The following is an 18,183-nucleotide window of genomic DNA, read 5'->3' as shown; positions in this document are numbered from 1 at the left end:
GAATTATATCAATTTTTTTGTCTTAATTCAAGTTTTATTGCTTTTTGCTTTAATGTCTCTCTTTTATCGTAGTTTTTCTTACCACGTGCAAGAGCTATTTCAACCTTTATATACTTTCTGCTTGTATAAACTGATAAAGGTACTAATGTTAGCCCTTTTTCTTGTATTTTTTCTTTTAATTTATTTATCTCTTTTCTATGCATTAATAATTTTCTAGTTCTTGTTTCACTATATTTATTATTTATATTTCCAAAGTCGTAAGCCTTTATATGCATATTTAGAATAAATAATTCTTGTTTTAATATTTTAACATACGATTCTTTTATACTAACTTTACCTTCTCTAATAGATTTAACTTCTGTTCCAACTAATTCTATACCACATTCGAACTTATCTAGTATAAAATAATCAAAATTTGCCTTCTTATTTCTTGCTATTACCATTTACCAACCTCTTTACATAAATTTTACCCTTTAACATATCTGTACCTACAACCATAACTTCTAAATTCTCTCCTAAGTGTGCTTTAATATCATCTAATAATTCAGCTTCAATATAGTTTTCAAGATTTACAAAACATCTATCATTATTTATGGAAGTAACCATAGCCTTATACTTCTTACCTAAATTTTTCATCATATATTCAGTTAACTTTATATCTCTTGCTAAATACTCCATTTTTTGTGCTCTTCTCTCATTATTAGATATTGTTTTACATATTGTATTTAACTTCTTATTTATTCGTTCTTTTTTTAATTCACTCATATACTTATCCATTGATTCTAACAATATTCTATGAACCATTAAATCTGAATATCGTCTTATGGGTGAGGTAAAGTGAAGATAATTTTTTAATGATAAACCAAAATGCCCCTTATTATCCTTAGAATAAATAGCTTTTTTCATGGAATTTAATATCATTTTATGTATAAAATATCCTAATTTTGTATCTTTTGTAAGCTCTATTATTTTTTGTAATTTTTTAATTAAATTTTTAGGATTTTTAACTTCATAATTCAGATCTTTTAATTGTTCATTTAGTGCTTGCATTGATTCTAAGCTTGGTTTTTCATGTATTCTATAAACACAAGGTATTTCATTATAGAACATATAGTTTGCGACTTGTTCATTTGCAGCTATCATAAAGTTTTCAATTAAAATTTCTGCCTTATCTCTTTTTCTTAGCTCAATCTTACAAAGCCTATTATCCTCACCAATTTTTAGCTTCAATTCTTGAATTTCAAATTCTAAAGTCCCTCTTTTTTTTGATAATATGGTCAACTTTTCAGATAATTCTTGCATATTAAATAGCATATCGCTATATTCAAAATCACGTATGTCATTATTTAAAATTTCATTAACTCCTTCATAAGTTAACTTATGACGACTTCGTATTTTTGATCTTACTATATCACTACTTATGACATTACCATTATCATCATACTTAATTATTACACTAAGTGTTAACTTATCTTCATTAGGATTTAGTGAACATAAATCATTAGTTAATCTTTGAGGTAACATAGGTATTACTCTATCATACAAATATACAGAATTTGATCTAGTATATGCTTCTTTATCAATTAAACTATCTTTTTTCACATAACTAGATACATCTGCTATAGATACCACTAAATAGTATCCATAATCTTTCTTTTCTAAATATACTGCATCATCCATATCCTTTGTATCTGAACCATCTATAGTTACATGGTATAGATTTGTTAAGTCTACTCTTTTTTCTTTTGTAATAGTTAAATTATCTACTTCGGATAATATTTCTTTACTAAATTTATGAGGTATATTTAGAGCCTCTATCTTAGAACTTACAACATTTTCTGCTTTAAGTGTATTTCCATAATTTTTTATAACCTTTGCTTCAGGACTCTTATTTTTATTACCCCAATCATATATTTTTATCTTAACTAAGTCATAGTTTTTTGAGTTTAAATTATTTTTTTTCTTAATGTATACATCTTTTAATACCTTATCTAGTACAACAAATGAAAAGTTTTTACTATTTTCTATTACACCAACAAATTCATCAGTATTTCTAGTTATTATCCTATTTACAATTACTTCATCACCTTTTAATATACTAAAGTCTACTATGTCTTTATCACATGCAGTTAGCATATTTTTAGATCTCACAAAATATTTTGTATTATCATTTGAAGTTATAAAGCTAAAGCGTTTATTTACAAATATAACCTCACCTATCATTTATTTTCCTCCAATAATGTATTATAGAACTCTATTGTATATGGGTGTATTTGTTTTCTATCAGAAAACAAATACTTAACTTTATGTTCTATTTCATATATTATACCCTCATTTAAAGATTTAAAAACTCTATCCCGTATTTCTTCAACACCTTCATAATTTCTTCCTAATTCTATTGCATCTGAAATATATACAACCTTTTCAATATCTGACATACTTTTTTTACCAAATGTATGATATTTAATACATGATATGATTCTCTCATCTTTTATTCCTAACTTTTCACATAACCTTGCACCAGCTAAGCCATGCAATATATTCTTATTCATCATACCACATGCATCTTTAATATCTTCCTTAGTTAATAGTTTTACCATTTCATCTAAACTAAGTTCTTTTGCAATATCATGTAGGTATGCGGCAGTTACTGCGATGTTATCGATATTGTATTTATCACATAATTTTTGTGCCATCTCTTTTGTTCTAACACAGTGATTATATCTTTCATCTGAGAGATATTTTTTTAAATATTCTGTATACATTTTATCTCCTTACCTTAAAAAAGACCCTACAAATGTGTGTAGGGTTAATTGTTTGAATCTACTTGAATAGTTATAGTCCCTAAATCAGGATATGCTTCTTTCAATGTCTTTGTTATTGAAGTTTGTAGACCTTTTAATGTACTACGTGATAAATCTTTAAATTCTTCACTTAGCTTTATTAAAATATCTCCAGATTCTAACTTATATACTGCAAGTAAACACATATTTTCATTTATAAATGATGAATTATCAAGGATTGCTTGTACGTAATCATCATATTCAACTGTTTTAATATTATCTATTACTACACTTTTAGGCTCTATTTTGTCATGAACCGCATCATATACATTGATATTAATAGTACTTTTTTCTACTTTAGTTGTATTTTCTGTACTAGTTTGTTCAGTACTTATAGGCTTAACCTTATTAAATATATTAAGTGCTATACTAATAACTATCAATAATACTAGTATTATTGTTAAAATATATTTTTTCATAATTCACCTCAAAAATGTTTACGTACTGCATTTGCAATTGCATTTGCAACATTTATTTGACCTTCTTCTGAAGTATATTGTCTAACATCATTATAGTTTGTTATAAATCCTAATTCGACTAAGACTGAAGGAGATCTTGAACCACGTAATACTGCAAAGTTTGCACCTAAAACTTTTCTTCTTTTAATAGACATCGTATTTACGATATTATTTAATATAGTATTTGCAAATGAAGAACTTTCTTTTTGAAGTAAACCGTATAAGATGTCGTTTACTAAAAAGTTTGATTCTATCGATCTTGCACCTGCTAAATCAAAACCATTTTCATACTGTGCTTTTTGTCTTGCATAAACTGAAGGGTTTTTTTCAAAATAATATACTTCTGTACCATGAGCAGCACTATTTACAGAAGCATTTAAGTGGATACTTATAAATAAATTGGCATTATGATTATTACCTATTTCTGCTCTTTCATTTAAAGGTATAAATGTATCATTACTTCTTGTTAGTATTACGTTATAGTCCCTTTTTAAATTTTGATATAACTTTAATGTTACAGCAAGGGCTAAGTCTTTTTCCCTATAACCATTTCCTATAGCTCCACTATCATGTCCACCATGACCAGCATCTAGAACTATTGTGTAATTCTTTTTAGGTAAGGTTTTAGCTTCAATAAATGCTATCTGAACCTTATTTCTATTTTGTGTAATATTACATCTTGTACCAGTTTGTAAATAAATTACAGTTGATACATTATTGTTGTAATAATCATTAGTTAAATCTGTAACATATCTGTCATTAATTTTAATATTTCTTTCAACATCGCTTCTTATTCCAGAAGTATTAGGTATATCAATCATTAATGATGGTGTTCTTTCATCATATTCATGTTTAATATGACCAACATTTTCTTGAAATTCAAGAGTTAAAATACCGTTTTTATATACTATTGAATTTAATTTATTTGCACTTACTATTAGCGGTAAAAAAATAGTGAACAGTACAATTATTATCTTCTTAATATTATATCTCATTTTTTTAACCTTCTATTACTTTTGAAATAGCTGATTTTGCGATTTTTATACTTACTCCTTTATCTACTTTTATTTCAACAAAAGTATCTTCTATTTTTACAATACTTCCATAGATTCCACCAACAGTTATTATATTCTTCCCTATTGCTAAATTTGAAATCATATCATCATATTTTTTCTTTTTCTTAGAATTACTGTACATCATTGGTCCAAATAATACAATTAAAATTACTATATACACAATTATTATTTTTACATTCATTTATTTTTAACCTCCTTAGTAAAAGCAATATTTAATATTTCGTTATAATTTTTTACAAAATGAAAAATCATTTCATTTAAAATTTCCTTAGGTAAAAGTGTAGTATCCACCTTATTTTCAAATGGTAGTATTACTTCTCTAATACCTATTCTATTTGCTGCGATAACCTTTTCCTTTATACCACCTACTGGTAAAACATCACCGTTTATAGTAATTTCACCAGTCATAGCTAAATCTTGTCTAACTCCCTTTTGTAGTAGTACTGAAATTATTGCTGTTGTTATTGTAACACCTGCAGATGGACCATCTTTTGGAACAGCTCCTTCTGGAAAATGTAGATGTATATCATAATCTTTTTCAAAGTGTTCTGTAATTTTAAGTTTATCTTTTACAGATCTAACATAAGAATAAGCAACTTGTGCAGATTCTTGCATTACTTCACCTAATTTACCAGTTAATAATAGCTTACCTGTTCCTTCCATTTTAACAGCTTGAACTTCTAAAGTTGTACCTCCAACAGCAGTCCATGCAAGACCTGTTACAGTTCCAATTTTAGGTTCTTTTTGCATTTGTTTTTCAGGTTTAAATCTTTCTGGTCCTAAATATTTACTAATATTTTGCTTAGTTATTCTGTGTATCTTTTTACCTGTTTCTAAAATATCTCTCGCTATTTTTCTAGCAATTTTTAGAAATTCTCTTTTTAAATTTCTTACTCCTGCTTCTCTTGTATACTCACCAATTATCTTTTGTATAACTTCATCTGATAATTTTAAAGATATTTCAGTTTCTTCTTTTACTTGTGGTAAAAGATATTTTTTAGCTATATTAAGCTTTTCCATTTCTGTATATGATTCAAGTTCTATAACTTCCATTCTATCATATAAAGGTTCTGGTATAGTTTGATAATTATTTGCTGTACAGATAAATAAGACATTTGATAAATCATATGGATAATCAATAAAGTGATCTTCAAATTTTGAATTTTGTGCAGGATCTAAAACTTCAAGTAATGCTGATGCAGGGTCTCCTCTAAAATTAGAATCTAATTTATCAATTTCATCTAATAATATTACAGGATTATTAACCCCTGTTCTTTTAATAGCTTCTATTATTCTACCAGGCATAGCTCCTACATAAGTTTTTCTATGTCCACGAATTTCACTTTCATCATTTATACCACCAAGACTAATTTTTTCAAACTTTCTATTCAATGCACGTGCAATTGATGTAGCAAATGAAGTTTTACCAACTCCAGGTGGTCCAATTAAACAAAGTATAGTTGATATTTTCTTTTCAGCTTTAGATTCTTTTTGTTCTTTTAATTTCATTACTGATAAAAATTCCAATATTGTATCTTTTACTTCTTTTAATCCGTAATGATCTTGATCTAAAATCTTTTTAACCTTTTTTATATCATATTCTTCTTCTTTTGAGGCTTCAAAAGGTAAATCTAATACAACTTCAATATAGTTTAATGTTACATTATAGTCTGCAGAATATCCTACATTACTACGTAATTTCTTTATTTCTTTTTTTAATTTTTCACGAAGTCCATCAGGCATAACCTTTTCATTTATTCTTTTTTCAAGATTATCTAATACATCGTTATTACTTGTATCTTCACCTAATTCTTCTTTTAAAACTTTCATCTTTTCTTTTAAATAGTAATTCTTTTGTGATTCATCAAGATTTTGCTTTAACTTACTATTTATATCATTTTCAATGATCATTTTTTGAGATTCAATCTTAATATCTTCATAGAATGTATCTACTCTTTGTTGTAAGCTTCTTAAAGATAAATAATATTGCTTAACATGAGTTTCAAATGGTATCTTGTAGACTAGTAGGTCTATAAGTTCTTCTATTGAATTCACATTTAGCATTAGATGTTCATTTATCATATCTTTCATTAGCGATAACACTACACCTGCAGATTTTAGTATTGATTCTGCACTATTTATACTATTATCAACTAAGTCTTTATTTGTTCTTACCATTGAATACTCAGTGAAAAAACATTTTTGTTCTTCATTAAATTGTATTTTTGATAATTTTACACGACTTTTACCTTTAACTACTAAACGATATGTTTCATTATCCAGCTTATATATCTTAATAGCCTCTGCTATAATTCCGTATTCTTCAATGCCTTTTTCATCAACTATATCTGATTCTATATTCTTTTGTAATGACAATACTATCTTCTTATCATTACTGTTTATAGCCTCATATGCTGCTGTAATACTATATTGTCTTCCTAATAATAGACTAGTTTCAACACCAGGCATTACTGCAACTTCTTTTGTTGGAATTAATGCTGTCATTTAGTCTCCTTTTGCATTTCTTGATTTTTTTCATCTATCATTTCTTTTGTAATTGTTATTTTCTTTATCTTCTTATCACTAGGGATTTCATACATAAGATCTAATAATGTATTTTCTACAATACTTCTTAAACCTCTTGCCCCTATATTTCTCTTTAATGCTAAGTTTGCAATTTCATCTAATGCTTCATCAGTAAATTCTAAATCCACATCTTCTAGTTCAAATATCTTCTTGTATTGTTTAACTAAGGCATTTTTAGGTTCTACTAATATTCTAGTTAAAGCCTTCATATCTAACTTACTTAAAGCTGTAATTACTGGAAATCTTCCTATAAGTTCTGGAATTAATCCAAATTTTTTAAGATCTTCAGGTAATACATATTTAAATATTGTTTCTTCATCTAACTCTTTAACTACATTATTTGCCTTATCAAATCCAATTTGCTTAACATTAAATCTTGAACGTATTTTGCTCTCAAGTCCAGAGAATGCTCCTCCTACTATAAACAATATATCTGTTGTATCAATTTCTATCATTTCTTGGTCTGGGTGTTTTCTTCCACCATTTGCAGGAACGCTAGAAACTGTTCCTTCTACTATTTTTAGTAAGGCTTGTTGTACTCCTTCACCTGAAACATCTCTTGTAATTGAAGTATTTTCAGATTTTCTAGCAATCTTATCAATTTCATCTATATATATTATTCCACGTTTTGCAGCATCTATATCATAATCTGCAACTTTTATTAGTTTTAATAATACATTTTCAACATCATCTCCAACATATCCTGCTTCAGTTACTGTTGTAGCATCAGCAATTGCTAGAGGTACATTTAATATTTTTGCTAAAGTTTGTGCTAATAAGGTTTTACCACTTCCAGTTGGACCTATCAAAAGAATATTTGATTTTTGAATTTCAACGTCATCACTTGATTTTTTCTTGTCCTTAAACATTAATCTTTTAAAATGATTATACACTGCAACAGATAAGACCTTTTTTGCTCTATCTTGCCCTATAATATATTCATCTAATTTTTGTTTAATTTCTTTGGGTTTAATTAAATTTATCTTATTATTTTCCTTAATATTAGCTTTACTTAAATCTTCTACATTTGAGTTAACCATATCATAACATCTAAGTACACAGTCTTCACAAATATATACTCCATCTTCACCTTCAATTAAATCAACATCATCAGTGAAATTACCACAAAATGAGCAAGTTAATTTTGCTTTTGCCATCTTGTATTCCTTTCTATATTATATTATCTATTAAACCAAAGTTCTTTGCTTCTTCTGCTGACATAAAGTTATCTCTGTCAGTAGATTTTTCCATTTGCTTTAATGTCTTTCCTGTATTTTTTGCCATTTCTTCATTAAGTAAATTTTTAAGTCTTAACATTTCTTCTGCATGTATTTGTACATCAGTAGCTTGTGAATAACCTATACCACCTAAAACTTGGTGTATCATTATTCTTGAATTAGGTAAAGAATATCTTTTACCTTTTTTACCAGCTGCTAATAGAAAAGCTCCCATACTTGCTGCTTGCCCTATACATACTGTTGAAACATCACAATCTATATGCTTTATTGTATCATATATACCAAGTCCAGCAGTTACAGAACCTCCTGGACTATTAATATACATTGTAATATCCTTTTTCTTATCTTGAGCATTTAAGTAAAGAAGCTGAGCGATGATGGTATTAGCCATTTCATCGTTCACTTCTCCCATTAAAAATATTATTCTATCTTTAAGTAGTCTTGAAAAAATATTATATGTTCTTTCAACTCCACCTTCTTCTTCATGTATAAATGGATATATCATTTTTTATCCCTTCTTAATTATTCTTAACTAAGAATTCTTTAACCTTAGTCATGAATATTGATCCTGCTATTTGGTTAATGTAATTTTCTAACATCTTTGCCTTTTGTAATTCTTCACGTAATTGGTCTAATGTCATTTTGTACATTGCTGCCATCTTTTCTAATTCTTTTTCTATTTCTTCTTTTTCAACTTTAATTCCTTCAATTTCAGCAATCTTACCTATTATTAAGTTGTACTTAACAACTTTTTGTGCTCTATCTTCTACATCTCTTTCAAATTCTTCTTCAGTTTTACCAGATAATTCTAAGTATTTCTTTAAATCTAGACCTTGCATAGATAATTGTTGTGCAAGAGCATTCTTTTGATTTTCAACTTCAGATTTTACTATATTTACTGGTAATTCCATTTCAGTTGTTTCAACTAATTTATCAGCTATTTCTTGATATTTCTTATCTTTTGCTTGATTTTCAGAATTTAATTCTAATTGAGCTTTTAATGAATTCTTGTAATCAGCTAAAGTATCATATCCTTTAGATTTAGCAAATTCATCATCAACAGTTGGTAATTTTTCAACTTGTATTGAGTTTAATTTAACTTTGAATAATGCAGGTTTTCCTTTTAAGTTTTCAGCATGATATTCTTCAGGGAATACTACATTAACATCAAATTCTTCATCAACACTATGTCCTACTATTTGATCTTCAAATGTATCTATAAATGAGTGAGAACCTAATTTTAAGTTGTAATTTTCAGCCTTTCCACCTTCAAAAGCTTCTCCATCAACAAATCCTTCAAAGTTAATATTTACAGTATCATTATTTTCTGCAACTTTCTTATCAGATTTTTCTAATTTCTTTTCTCTTTCAACTATTGATTTTAAGTATTCTTCTACTTTTTCATCAGTTATTTCTTCAGTTTCTTCTTTGATTCCTAATTCTTTGTACTTAGGTAATTCAAATTTAGGTTTTAATTCAAAAGAAATTTCAACCTTTAATTCATCATTAGTTAATGAATGATTTTCAACACTAATTTGTCCTAATAATTCTAATTCCTTTTCTTCAACCATTTTTTTGATTTCAGAATTTAATACATAGTTAAATAATTCTTCATTTATCTTATCACCAAAAGTTTTTTCTATAACATCTAATGGAGCGTGACCTTTTCTAAATCCATCAATCTTTGCATTTTTAAATTCATTTACGATTGATTCTCTTACCTTTTTAAATTCTTCACCTTTAAGTTCTATTGTTGCCTTTGCACTTGATTTTTCTAATAATTCTAAATTATACATCTTTCCTCCTTAATTATTTACATTAGCTATATTTTATCATGAATTGATAACTTTATCTATTAAATTTGAAATTTTTATTCCTTGCTCAACACTATTATCAAGGAAAACTCTTATTTCTGGTACATATCTTATACTTAATTCTTGACTTAATTTCTTTCTAAAATATCCCTTTACCTTATTTAAATCTTCTAAGAGTTTTTCTCTGTTAATATTTTCATTATAGTCTAGTAATGAAAATGTTACATCTACATAACGTGCATCTTTTGTAAGACTCACCTTATATACTGTTACAAGGTTTTTAATCTTTTCATTATTAATTTCTAATAAAATTGCAGTTCCTATTATTCTTGCAATTTCTTTTTCTAAACCTTTTATTCTTCTATCATTCATATTATCTTTCAATTTCCTCTTTAATATATGCTTCTAATATGTCATTTTCTTTAATGTCATTAAAGTCTTTTAGACTTATACCACATTCTTGTCCCATATTAACTTCTTTAGCATCATCTTTATGTCTCTTTAATGCTAATATATCTCCATCAAAGATTATTATACCATTTCTTAATACTCTAATCTTTGAATGATTTGTAATCTTACCATCTACTACCATACAACCAGCTATATTACCTACATTAGAAATCTTAAATACTTTAAGAACTTCTAAACGTCCATGGTATACTTCCCTATATTCAGGATCTAACATGCCCTTCATAGCTTTTTCTATATCTTCTGTAACATGGTAAATTACATTATAGTTTCTAATTTCTACACCTGTTTTTTCTGCTTCACTTCTTGCAGTATTAGTTGGTCTAACACCGAATCCTATTATTATTGCATTTGATGCTTCAGCTAATTTTATATCTCCCTCAGTTATTGCACCAGCAGTAGCTTGGATAATATTTATTGCAACCTTATCATTAGATAATTTATTTAATGATTCCTTCAATGCTTCAACAGATCCTCTTGAATCTGCTCTTATTATACATTTTAATTCTTTTAGTTGTTCATCTTCTAATTCTTTTGATAAGCTTTCAAGTGATATATGTTTTTTAGCATCTATATCATTTAATTTTCTATTTGCGTTATAGTCATCTACTATCTTACGAGCTTGTTTATCATTTTTAACACAATATATCATTCCACCTGCTTCAGGTATATCATTAAATCCTGTAATTTCAACTGGCATAGAAGGGATAGCTTTAGTTATCTTGTTACCTTTATCATCTATCATACTTCTTATTCTACCAAATGTTCCACCTACAACAAAGATGTCACCTATCTTTAAAGTTCCTTCTTGAACTAATACGTCTGCTATTATCCCAACTTGAGGATCAAGTTTAGATTCAACTACAACTGCTTTAGCTCTTTTCTTAGGATTTGCCTTAAGTTCTAGTAATTCTGCTGTAATTAATATTGTTTCAAGTAGTGAATCAAGATTAATTTTTTGTTTTGCTGAAATTTCAACACATTCTGTATCTCCACCCCATTCTTGTGTAACAAGACCATATTCCATAAGTTCTTGTTTTACTCTCATAGGATTAGCCCCTGGCTTATCAATCTTATTAATTGCTACGATTATTGGGACATTTGCTTCTTTAGCGTGAGATATAGCTTCTATTGTTTGTGGTTTTACACCATCATCAGCAGCAACTATTAGTATAGAAATATCAGTAATATTTGCACCTCTTGCTCTCATTTCTGTAAACGCTTCGTGCCCTGGTGTATCAATAAATGTTATCTTTTGACCCTTCCATGTAACTTGATATGCACCTATACTTTGTGTTATACCACCTGCTTCATTTGCAATTACATTTGTATGTCTTAATGCATCTAATAATGAAGTTTTACCATGGTCAACGTGACCCATTATTGTTATTACTGGTGCTCTTGGAACTAATTCATTAGGTTTATCTACAATTTCTAGTTCATATTTTTCACCATATGGTAATTCAACTTCAGTTTCTTCTTCTATTAATACATTGTAATCTAGTGCAATTTCTTCAATTTCACTCATAGATAGTATTGCGTTAGTTGTTAAAACTTTACCTTGCATAAAGAATTTTGAAACTATACTTGCAGAAGTAATACCTAATTTATCAGCTAATTCTTTAACTGTTAATTCACCCTTTATTTTTAAAACTCCAGATGTATCATCTAATTTTATTACTTCGCTTTTAACTACTTTTTCTTTTTTCTTTATTTTTTTCTTAGTATTATCTTTTCTAAAGTCTGTTCTTAATTCTTTTAATTTTCTTTCTTCTTCTTTAGCCTTCTTTTCATATTCATATTTTTTCTTATCAAATTTTGGCTTTTGTTTACCTGATTTTGATGCTTTTGTTAATGTTTCTATTTCAGGCATTTCAACTTCAGATTTAGTATTTTCAACTGGCTTACGTTTGTTATTATTAAAGTCTTTATTAAAGTCTTTATTGAAGTCTTTTCTAACTCTACCATCTTTATTATTGTTATTGTTGTTATCATTAAATTTAGGCTTATTAAAATTATTATTTAATTTTGCCCCTCTCTTGTTATCATTAGAGTCTTTAGTATTTCTTTCCTTGTATGTATTCCATTTATGATATTCTCTACTATTTCCACCATTATTATTTTTATTTTTTTCTTTTCTTTTAGGAGTAGCAAAAATCTTCTTTTCTTGTACAACAATAGTTTTTGAATCTTTCTTTACTTGTTCTTCCAAAATTTTAGGCATATTTTCTTCTATAAGTTCTATTTCTTTTTCGTCTAACTTATTCAACGCTGTCTTATTCTTTATACCCATATTTGTCAGGTTTTTAATAAAAGTTGTTGTATCTTGTGCAAACTTTTTTGCATAATCATAAACTCTATTACTCATCCATTCCACCTACCTTTATTATTTCAATTATTTTCTCAATCGACTTTTCATCTATATCATACTTTTTTTGTTTTGTTATGATATTTAAAATTTTCTCACATGGGAATATGTATATTCCTCTTTTTTGTACTATTTGTCTTTCATCTATGACAAACTTACCCTTATCATTTTTTACTAAACGTATTAACTTTTTTTTACTTGCCTTTGTTTTTGTTAAAACACAAGTTCTAATTGGTTCCATTTTATTCCTCATTACCTGCTAAAATTGCATCTTGTTCTTCTTGTGTTAAACCTTTAATATCTATTTTAACTTTACATAATTTTGATGCTAATCTTGAATTTTGTCCTTTCTTACCTATTGCAAGTGATAGTTGAGAATTATCTACACATACTCTCGCAATAATTTCATTATCTTCTTGAACAATTTCTGATGAGAATACATTAGCTGGTGCTAGAGCACTACTTACATAATTTCTTGTGTCTTCATCCCAAGTTATTAGATCTATTTTTTCACCTTGTAATTCTGATAGTATTGCTTCTAGTCTCATTCTATTTGTTCCCATACAAGCACCCTTAACATCTAAATTTACATCTGGTGAGTATAGGGCTATCTTACTTCTACTACCTGCTTCTCTTGCAATTGACTTTATTTCTATATCCCCTGCTGCAATTTCAGGCACTTCTCTTTCAAATAGTTTTTCTAAAAACTTTTCAGAATTTCTTGAAAACTCTATTTTTGTAAACTTAGTTCCTTCTTCTACTTTACCTATATATACAGATACTAAGTCTCCTTGCACAAAGTGATCATTAGGATTTAAATTTCTACTAGGTATTATTGTTTCAGTACCATTTATTTCAATGTACAAGTTATTTTGTTCATCCATTTTTTTAACTAATGCTTTAACTAAACTATCTTCTAGTAATTTAAACTTATTATACACATTTTGTTTTTCATGTTCTCTTACTTTTTGTATTACGATTTGTTTAGCATTTTGTATAGCATTTCTTTTAAATGATTCTGCATTAATATCTACTTTAATTTCGCTACCTACTTTAGCACGTTTTGAATGTAATAGTGCATTTTCAAGTGAAATTTCAGTTGCAGGATTTTCAACTTTTTCAACTACCTTTTTAATTGCCTTAACTTTTACATCTCCATTTTCTCTATTTATTTCAACATAAGCATTTTCAGCGTCTTTATAATTCTTTTTGTATGCTGCAAGTAAGGCTGTTTCTACAGCACCTAATAATTCTTCTTTATCTATGCCCTTTTCTTTTTCAAGTTCATCTAAAGCTGCTAAGAATATGCCCTGTTCTTTAGCTTTCATTTTTTATTCCTCCACTTCTTTTAAATTATTAAATTCATAAACTGTTTTAGCTGTTTTTATCTTTGATAAAGGTATAGCAGTATCATCAACAATAACATTACCATCTTTGATACCATTTAGTATTCCTATAAAACTTTTTTTGTCATCGATATTACTCTTAGTCTTAATTAAGACTTTGTAACCCTTAAATTTATTAAAGTCTTTTTCTTTTTTCAACTTTCTTTCAATTCCAGGTGTTGATACTTCTAAAAAATACTTTTCTTTAATGTACTCATCACAAGTACTGTCAATTAATTTACTAGTTCTTTCACACTCATCTAAGTTATCAGTTTCAATATATACTCTTAGATAATTGTATGAACCATCTCTTACAAATTCAACATCTACAAGTTCAATATTATTCTTGGATAATATCTCTTGTAACTTAAGTTCTAATTCCTCCAAAATTTCACCTCTTACTAAATTAAAGAGTGGACATAATGTCCACTCCCTCAGTTGTTATTTCAATTATATCACAAACGCCTAACATTTTTCAAGCTTTTTTAATATTTCTGCTCTTTTGTACTTTCTATATTCGTCATATGATATTTCTTCACAGCCACACATAATACCTTTTTCCTTTTTATATGCGTCTAAAATCATTTTTTCTAATTCTTCTTCACTTATTTTCATAAAACTTCTTATCCCTTATTTTAAATTTTGAACATACATTTTCTGTTTCAACTCTTGAAACATTAACTATATACATAATCTTGTTGTAGATAAAAAATATTGCAAATATTACAAACAAGATTTCAATTAATGATAGTATAAAGTGCTTTTTCTTCATTACTTTTTACCTTTCTTGTAGTTAATAAAGATTTGACGACATTCGTCCACAATTTCATCATATGTCTTATTCTCAACACTAACTGAATCTAAAACATCAACAGATATTTTCTTAGGTTTAGGAAATTTACTAAATCTTGAAAACGCTTCATATGCCCCATTTATTCCTATACATTGTATATTAACATTTAATTCTTTAGCTATTATTGCAAATATCTTTTTAAATTCTGCAACATTTCCATCTTTTGTTCTTGAACCTTCTGGGAATATGAATATATTCTTATTTTGTTTCAACACATTAGACATTTGTTCAACACTGTCTTTAATATCTTTATCAATATTTACCTTTATTATATTCGCATGATTTGAAATAGCTTTCATAATTGGAGAATTAAAGTATTTTTCTAATGCATAAAAATATGTCTTTTTAAGTATTGCATTAGGTAATGCTTGGATAATTCCTGGTGCATCTACAAAGCTTTCATGATTTGCAATAAATATTGTAGGAACATCTTTTATCTTTTCGCTACCTCTTATACTCATTCTGAAATATATTTTAAATAAAAGCCACAATACAGGTTTAGCAATTAATGGTCCAACACTGTCTTTTAATTTCTTAAATGGTGCATTTTTAATTATATCACTTAAGTCTATTGTACTTTCATTAAAACTTGTTGATAACTCAGAAATATATTTAGATAACAATCTTAAATTATGGTATTTAGATAAAAGTTGTTCATCCATTTTTACACCAAAACTGTTTTCTATAAATGATAATAGCTCCATTTGATCTAATGAGTCAAGTCCAATTTCTATTTCAAAATTTTCATCTGGTCCCACTTCAGTATTTTTTAACTTACCAATATATCCCTTAAGTACCTTATACTCCATTGTATCTGGTTCATTTATCATTTCTTTTTTCTCATTACTTTTTCCACCAAATATTTCTGGTAACATAAATCTTCTTAATTTACCTACCCTTGTCTTAGGTAATTCTTCTTCAACTAATTTATACTCTAATATTTTTTCATAATTATGTGCATTCTTGTTATATATTTGTATAATATCACGAACATAGGTTGTAATATTAGCAATATGCTTTGCAGGAACTATTACAGCTGACAACTTATCATTCTTACCAAATACACCAATTTCAGCTATTTTTTCATTAGACATTTCTAAAATCTTATTTTCTATCTTTTCAGGATCTATATTCTTACCATTTGATAGAACTATCATTGCATTAGCACGTCCGATAATAGTAATGAAACCATCATCACTTATTAATGCTAAGTCTCCAGTTCTAAACCACCCATCTTCTGTAAAGACTTCTTTTGTTTTTTCAGGCTTGTTATAGTATCCCTTCATAACCATAGGTCCTTTTAAGCAAAGTTCACCATCTATTATACGTATATCAACACTTGGTAGAGGTTTTCCTACAGTACCTATTCTAAAATTAGGTCTAACACTACCAGCTACAACTGGTGCTGTTTCTGATAATCCATACCCTTCATAGTAGTTTAAACCTAAGATTTCAAAGAACTCTATCATCTCAGTATCTGATCTTGCACCACCAGCTATAAAGGTTCTCATATGTCCACCAAAAATATCATGAACTTTTTTAAATACTATTTTTGAAAACTTCTTGTTATTAACTTTTTTAGCAATAAAGAACATGAATCTAGCTATCATACTACTATTTATCTTATCTTTAATTGTCTTGTAGAAAAGCTTATACACTCTTGGAACAGCAACAAATATTGTTACATTATTATCAGCTAATGCTTTTAATATTTCTTGACTATTTAGTTTATCTACTATAACAACACTATTCATATTTTCATAGTAATATTCATATAGACAAGTTGCCATTAGTGGCAATATATGGTGATAAGGTAAAATTGATAACATTTGATCAGATGGTTCTACTACATCTATAGAATTTAATGCCTTTATTTCACCAATAATATTCGCATATGTAAGCATTATACCCTTTGCATTACCTGTTGTACCTGATGTATATATCATAACAGCTACATCATCCATTTCAGGAGTATTTAATACTCTTTCATCTTCAACAACACTAAGAGTATAGTCATCTAGGTTATATACCTTTATATCACTAAGATTTAAGTTATTTAATGCCTTATTAACCATATCTTTTGTACCGTTAGATACAACAACAGCATCAGGATTACAATCATTTATGAAATACATAATTTCTTTATCATTACTCATTGCATCTAGTGCAACTGGTATAGCTTTTCTATCCCATATTGCAAAAAAACTAAATACCCATTCTTTTCTGTTTTCTGAAATTATTAAAATATGTTTCGATTCTTTTACATCTTTGAAAACATTGTTTGACATATATTTAACATAGCCAACCATTTGTGTATAGTTTATCTTATTACCATTTGGCTCAACTATTGCTAATTTGTCTGATTTATTTAAAAACATACATACTTCCTTTCAATTTTCATTTGGTAGTTAAACATATTATACTATATTTTTTTTAAATTAACAATGAAATATAACAAGCGTTATATGAGGTGGTATAAAAATAGGCGTAATACTACGCCCTTTTTAATAGTCAATTCATTTAAAACTGCTTATACAAGTACAAACAGTTTTACCAACCAATTATCTTTTTATAATTTCTAACTTGACTCTAGTTAGACCTCTTTGTACGCTTTCTATTGCTTCAAATGCTGCTCTTGTAAGGTCAATAACTCTACCTTGTTTAAAAGGTCCTCTATCATTGATTCTTACAACCACTGACTTACCGTTTGCTTGATTAGTAACTCTTACTAAAGTACCAAATGGTAATGTTCTATGTGCAGCTGTTAATAAACGTGTGTTAAATACTTCCCCATTCGATGTTCTTCTTCCGTTCCATTTTTCACCATAAAATGATGCAGTTCCCGCTTGATAGTGAGTAAAACTTCTTGAAACATCAGTATCAACATTTGCAGGTTGGTCATTTTTTAATTCCTCTAAGGATTTAAAAACACCATCGTCGATATAAGTCTTTTTAATAATTTCTTTAATTATATCGGCTTTAATGTTTGATGATTGACTACTTTCCTTATTTCTATGCTTTGATCCTTTTGCAAAACTTGCTGTAGAAAATATGGATAAAACAAAGAAAATAGTAAGTAATTTCTTCATTTACA

19 protein-coding genes are annotated in these 18,183 nt (G+C 27.6%); all 19 read right to left on the bottom strand.

The features are described 5' to 3' along the window. Nucleotides 1–8 precede the first annotated feature (8 nt). Nucleotides 9–443, bottom strand: a complete 435-nt coding sequence (smpB, locus tag IMK15_RS00485) for an SsrA-binding protein SmpB (protein ID WP_046328714.1) — start codon at nt 441–443, stop codon at nt 9–11. Further along, nucleotides 424–2,223, bottom strand: coding sequence for a ribonuclease R family protein (locus IMK15_RS00480; protein ID WP_192941491.1), 1,800 nt, complete (start codon nt 2,221–2,223; stop codon nt 424–426). The genes smpB and IMK15_RS00480 overlap by 20 nt, the downstream gene beginning before the upstream one ends. After that, the gene (gene yqeK / locus IMK15_RS00475; protein ID WP_192941490.1) at nt 2,220–2,765 is read right to left on the bottom strand and encodes a bis(5'-nucleosyl)-tetraphosphatase (symmetrical) YqeK; all 546 of its coding nucleotides are present in this window, start codon (nt 2,763–2,765) and stop codon (nt 2,220–2,222) included. The genes IMK15_RS00480 and yqeK overlap by 4 nt, the downstream gene beginning before the upstream one ends. A 44-nt stretch (nt 2,766–2,809) precedes the next feature. Continuing rightward, nucleotides 2,810–3,262 (bottom strand): hypothetical protein, encoded by a 453-nt coding sequence (locus tag IMK15_RS00470; RefSeq protein ID WP_046328716.1) that lies wholly within the window; start codon nt 3,260–3,262, stop codon nt 2,810–2,812. Between the two features lie 8 nt (nt 3,263–3,270). Further along, nucleotides 3,271–4,296 (bottom strand): N-acetylmuramoyl-L-alanine amidase family protein, encoded by a 1,026-nt coding sequence (locus tag IMK15_RS00465; protein ID WP_192941489.1) that lies wholly within the window; start codon nt 4,294–4,296, stop codon nt 3,271–3,273. Nucleotides 4,297–4,300: 4 nt separating this feature from the next. Next, nucleotides 4,301–4,558, bottom strand: a complete 258-nt coding sequence (yajC, locus tag IMK15_RS00460; protein ID WP_046328717.1) for a preprotein translocase subunit YajC — start codon at nt 4,556–4,558, stop codon at nt 4,301–4,303. Further along, nucleotides 4,555–6,882: an endopeptidase La gene (lon, locus tag IMK15_RS00455; RefSeq protein ID WP_046328718.1), complete on the bottom strand. Its 2,328-nt coding sequence runs from the start codon at nt 6,880–6,882 to the stop codon at nt 4,555–4,557. Before lon ends, yajC begins: the two co-directional genes overlap by 4 nt. Beyond that, nucleotides 6,879–8,120, bottom strand: a complete 1,242-nt coding sequence (gene clpX / locus IMK15_RS00450; protein WP_046328719.1) for an ATP-dependent Clp protease ATP-binding subunit ClpX — start codon at nt 8,118–8,120, stop codon at nt 6,879–6,881. Before clpX ends, lon begins: the two co-directional genes overlap by 4 nt. A gap of 13 nt (nt 8,121–8,133) precedes the next feature. Further along, nucleotides 8,134–8,706 (bottom strand): ATP-dependent Clp protease proteolytic subunit, encoded by a 573-nt coding sequence (locus tag IMK15_RS00445; RefSeq protein ID WP_046328720.1) that lies wholly within the window; start codon nt 8,704–8,706, stop codon nt 8,134–8,136. 13 nt (nt 8,707–8,719) lie between these two features. Next, a complete protein-coding gene (gene tig / locus IMK15_RS00440) occupies nt 8,720–9,997 on the bottom strand; it encodes a trigger factor (protein ID WP_192941488.1) in 1,278 nt (425 codons plus the stop codon). A gap of 36 nt (nt 9,998–10,033) precedes the next feature. Further along, the gene (rbfA, locus tag IMK15_RS00435; RefSeq protein ID WP_046329286.1) at nt 10,034–10,387 is read right to left on the bottom strand and encodes a 30S ribosome-binding factor RbfA; all 354 of its coding nucleotides are present in this window, start codon (nt 10,385–10,387) and stop codon (nt 10,034–10,036) included. A gap of 1 nt (nt 10,388) precedes the next feature. Next, on the bottom strand, nt 10,389–12,851 hold the full coding sequence (gene infB / locus IMK15_RS00430) for a translation initiation factor IF-2 (protein WP_192941487.1): 2,463 nt from the start codon (nt 12,849–12,851) through the stop codon (nt 10,389–10,391). Next, nucleotides 12,844–13,092 (bottom strand): DUF448 domain-containing protein, encoded by a 249-nt coding sequence (locus IMK15_RS00425; protein WP_046328723.1) that lies wholly within the window; start codon nt 13,090–13,092, stop codon nt 12,844–12,846. Before IMK15_RS00425 ends, infB begins: the two co-directional genes overlap by 8 nt. Nucleotide 13,093: 1 nt before the next feature. Next, a complete protein-coding gene (nusA, locus tag IMK15_RS00420; protein WP_192941486.1) occupies nt 13,094–14,179 on the bottom strand; it encodes a transcription termination factor NusA in 1,086 nt (361 codons plus the stop codon). Nucleotides 14,180–14,182: 3 nt separating this feature from the next. After that, the gene (gene rimP, locus IMK15_RS00415) at nt 14,183–14,623 is read right to left on the bottom strand and encodes a ribosome maturation factor RimP (protein ID WP_226869142.1); all 441 of its coding nucleotides are present in this window, start codon (nt 14,621–14,623) and stop codon (nt 14,183–14,185) included. A gap of 78 nt (nt 14,624–14,701) precedes the next feature. Then, entirely contained in the window at nt 14,702–14,851 is a 150-nt protein-coding gene (locus IMK15_RS00410; protein ID WP_158500359.1) for a hypothetical protein, read from the bottom strand. After that, the gene (locus tag IMK15_RS00405; protein WP_158500360.1) at nt 14,838–15,008 is read right to left on the bottom strand and encodes a hypothetical protein; all 171 of its coding nucleotides are present in this window, start codon (nt 15,006–15,008) and stop codon (nt 14,838–14,840) included. Before IMK15_RS00405 ends, IMK15_RS00410 begins: the two co-directional genes overlap by 14 nt. Continuing rightward, entirely contained in the window at nt 15,008–17,467 is a 2,460-nt protein-coding gene (locus IMK15_RS00400) for an AMP-binding protein (RefSeq protein WP_192941485.1), read from the bottom strand. Before IMK15_RS00400 ends, IMK15_RS00405 begins: the two co-directional genes overlap by 1 nt. Before the next feature lie 183 nt (nt 17,468–17,650). Then, nucleotides 17,651–18,178, bottom strand: coding sequence for a septal ring lytic transglycosylase RlpA family protein (locus IMK15_RS00395; protein WP_052727691.1), 528 nt, complete (start codon nt 18,176–18,178; stop codon nt 17,651–17,653). Nucleotides 18,179–18,183 lie beyond the last annotated feature (5 nt).

It is taken from the genome of Sneathia sp. DSM 16631 (genome assembly GCF_014892235.1).
In the GTDB taxonomy this organism is placed as follows: domain Bacteria; phylum Fusobacteriota; class Fusobacteriia; order Fusobacteriales; family Leptotrichiaceae; genus Sneathia; species Sneathia vaginalis.
Note: the sequence above shows the minus strand (reverse complement) of the source record. Positions and strands in the feature narration are given on the sequence as shown.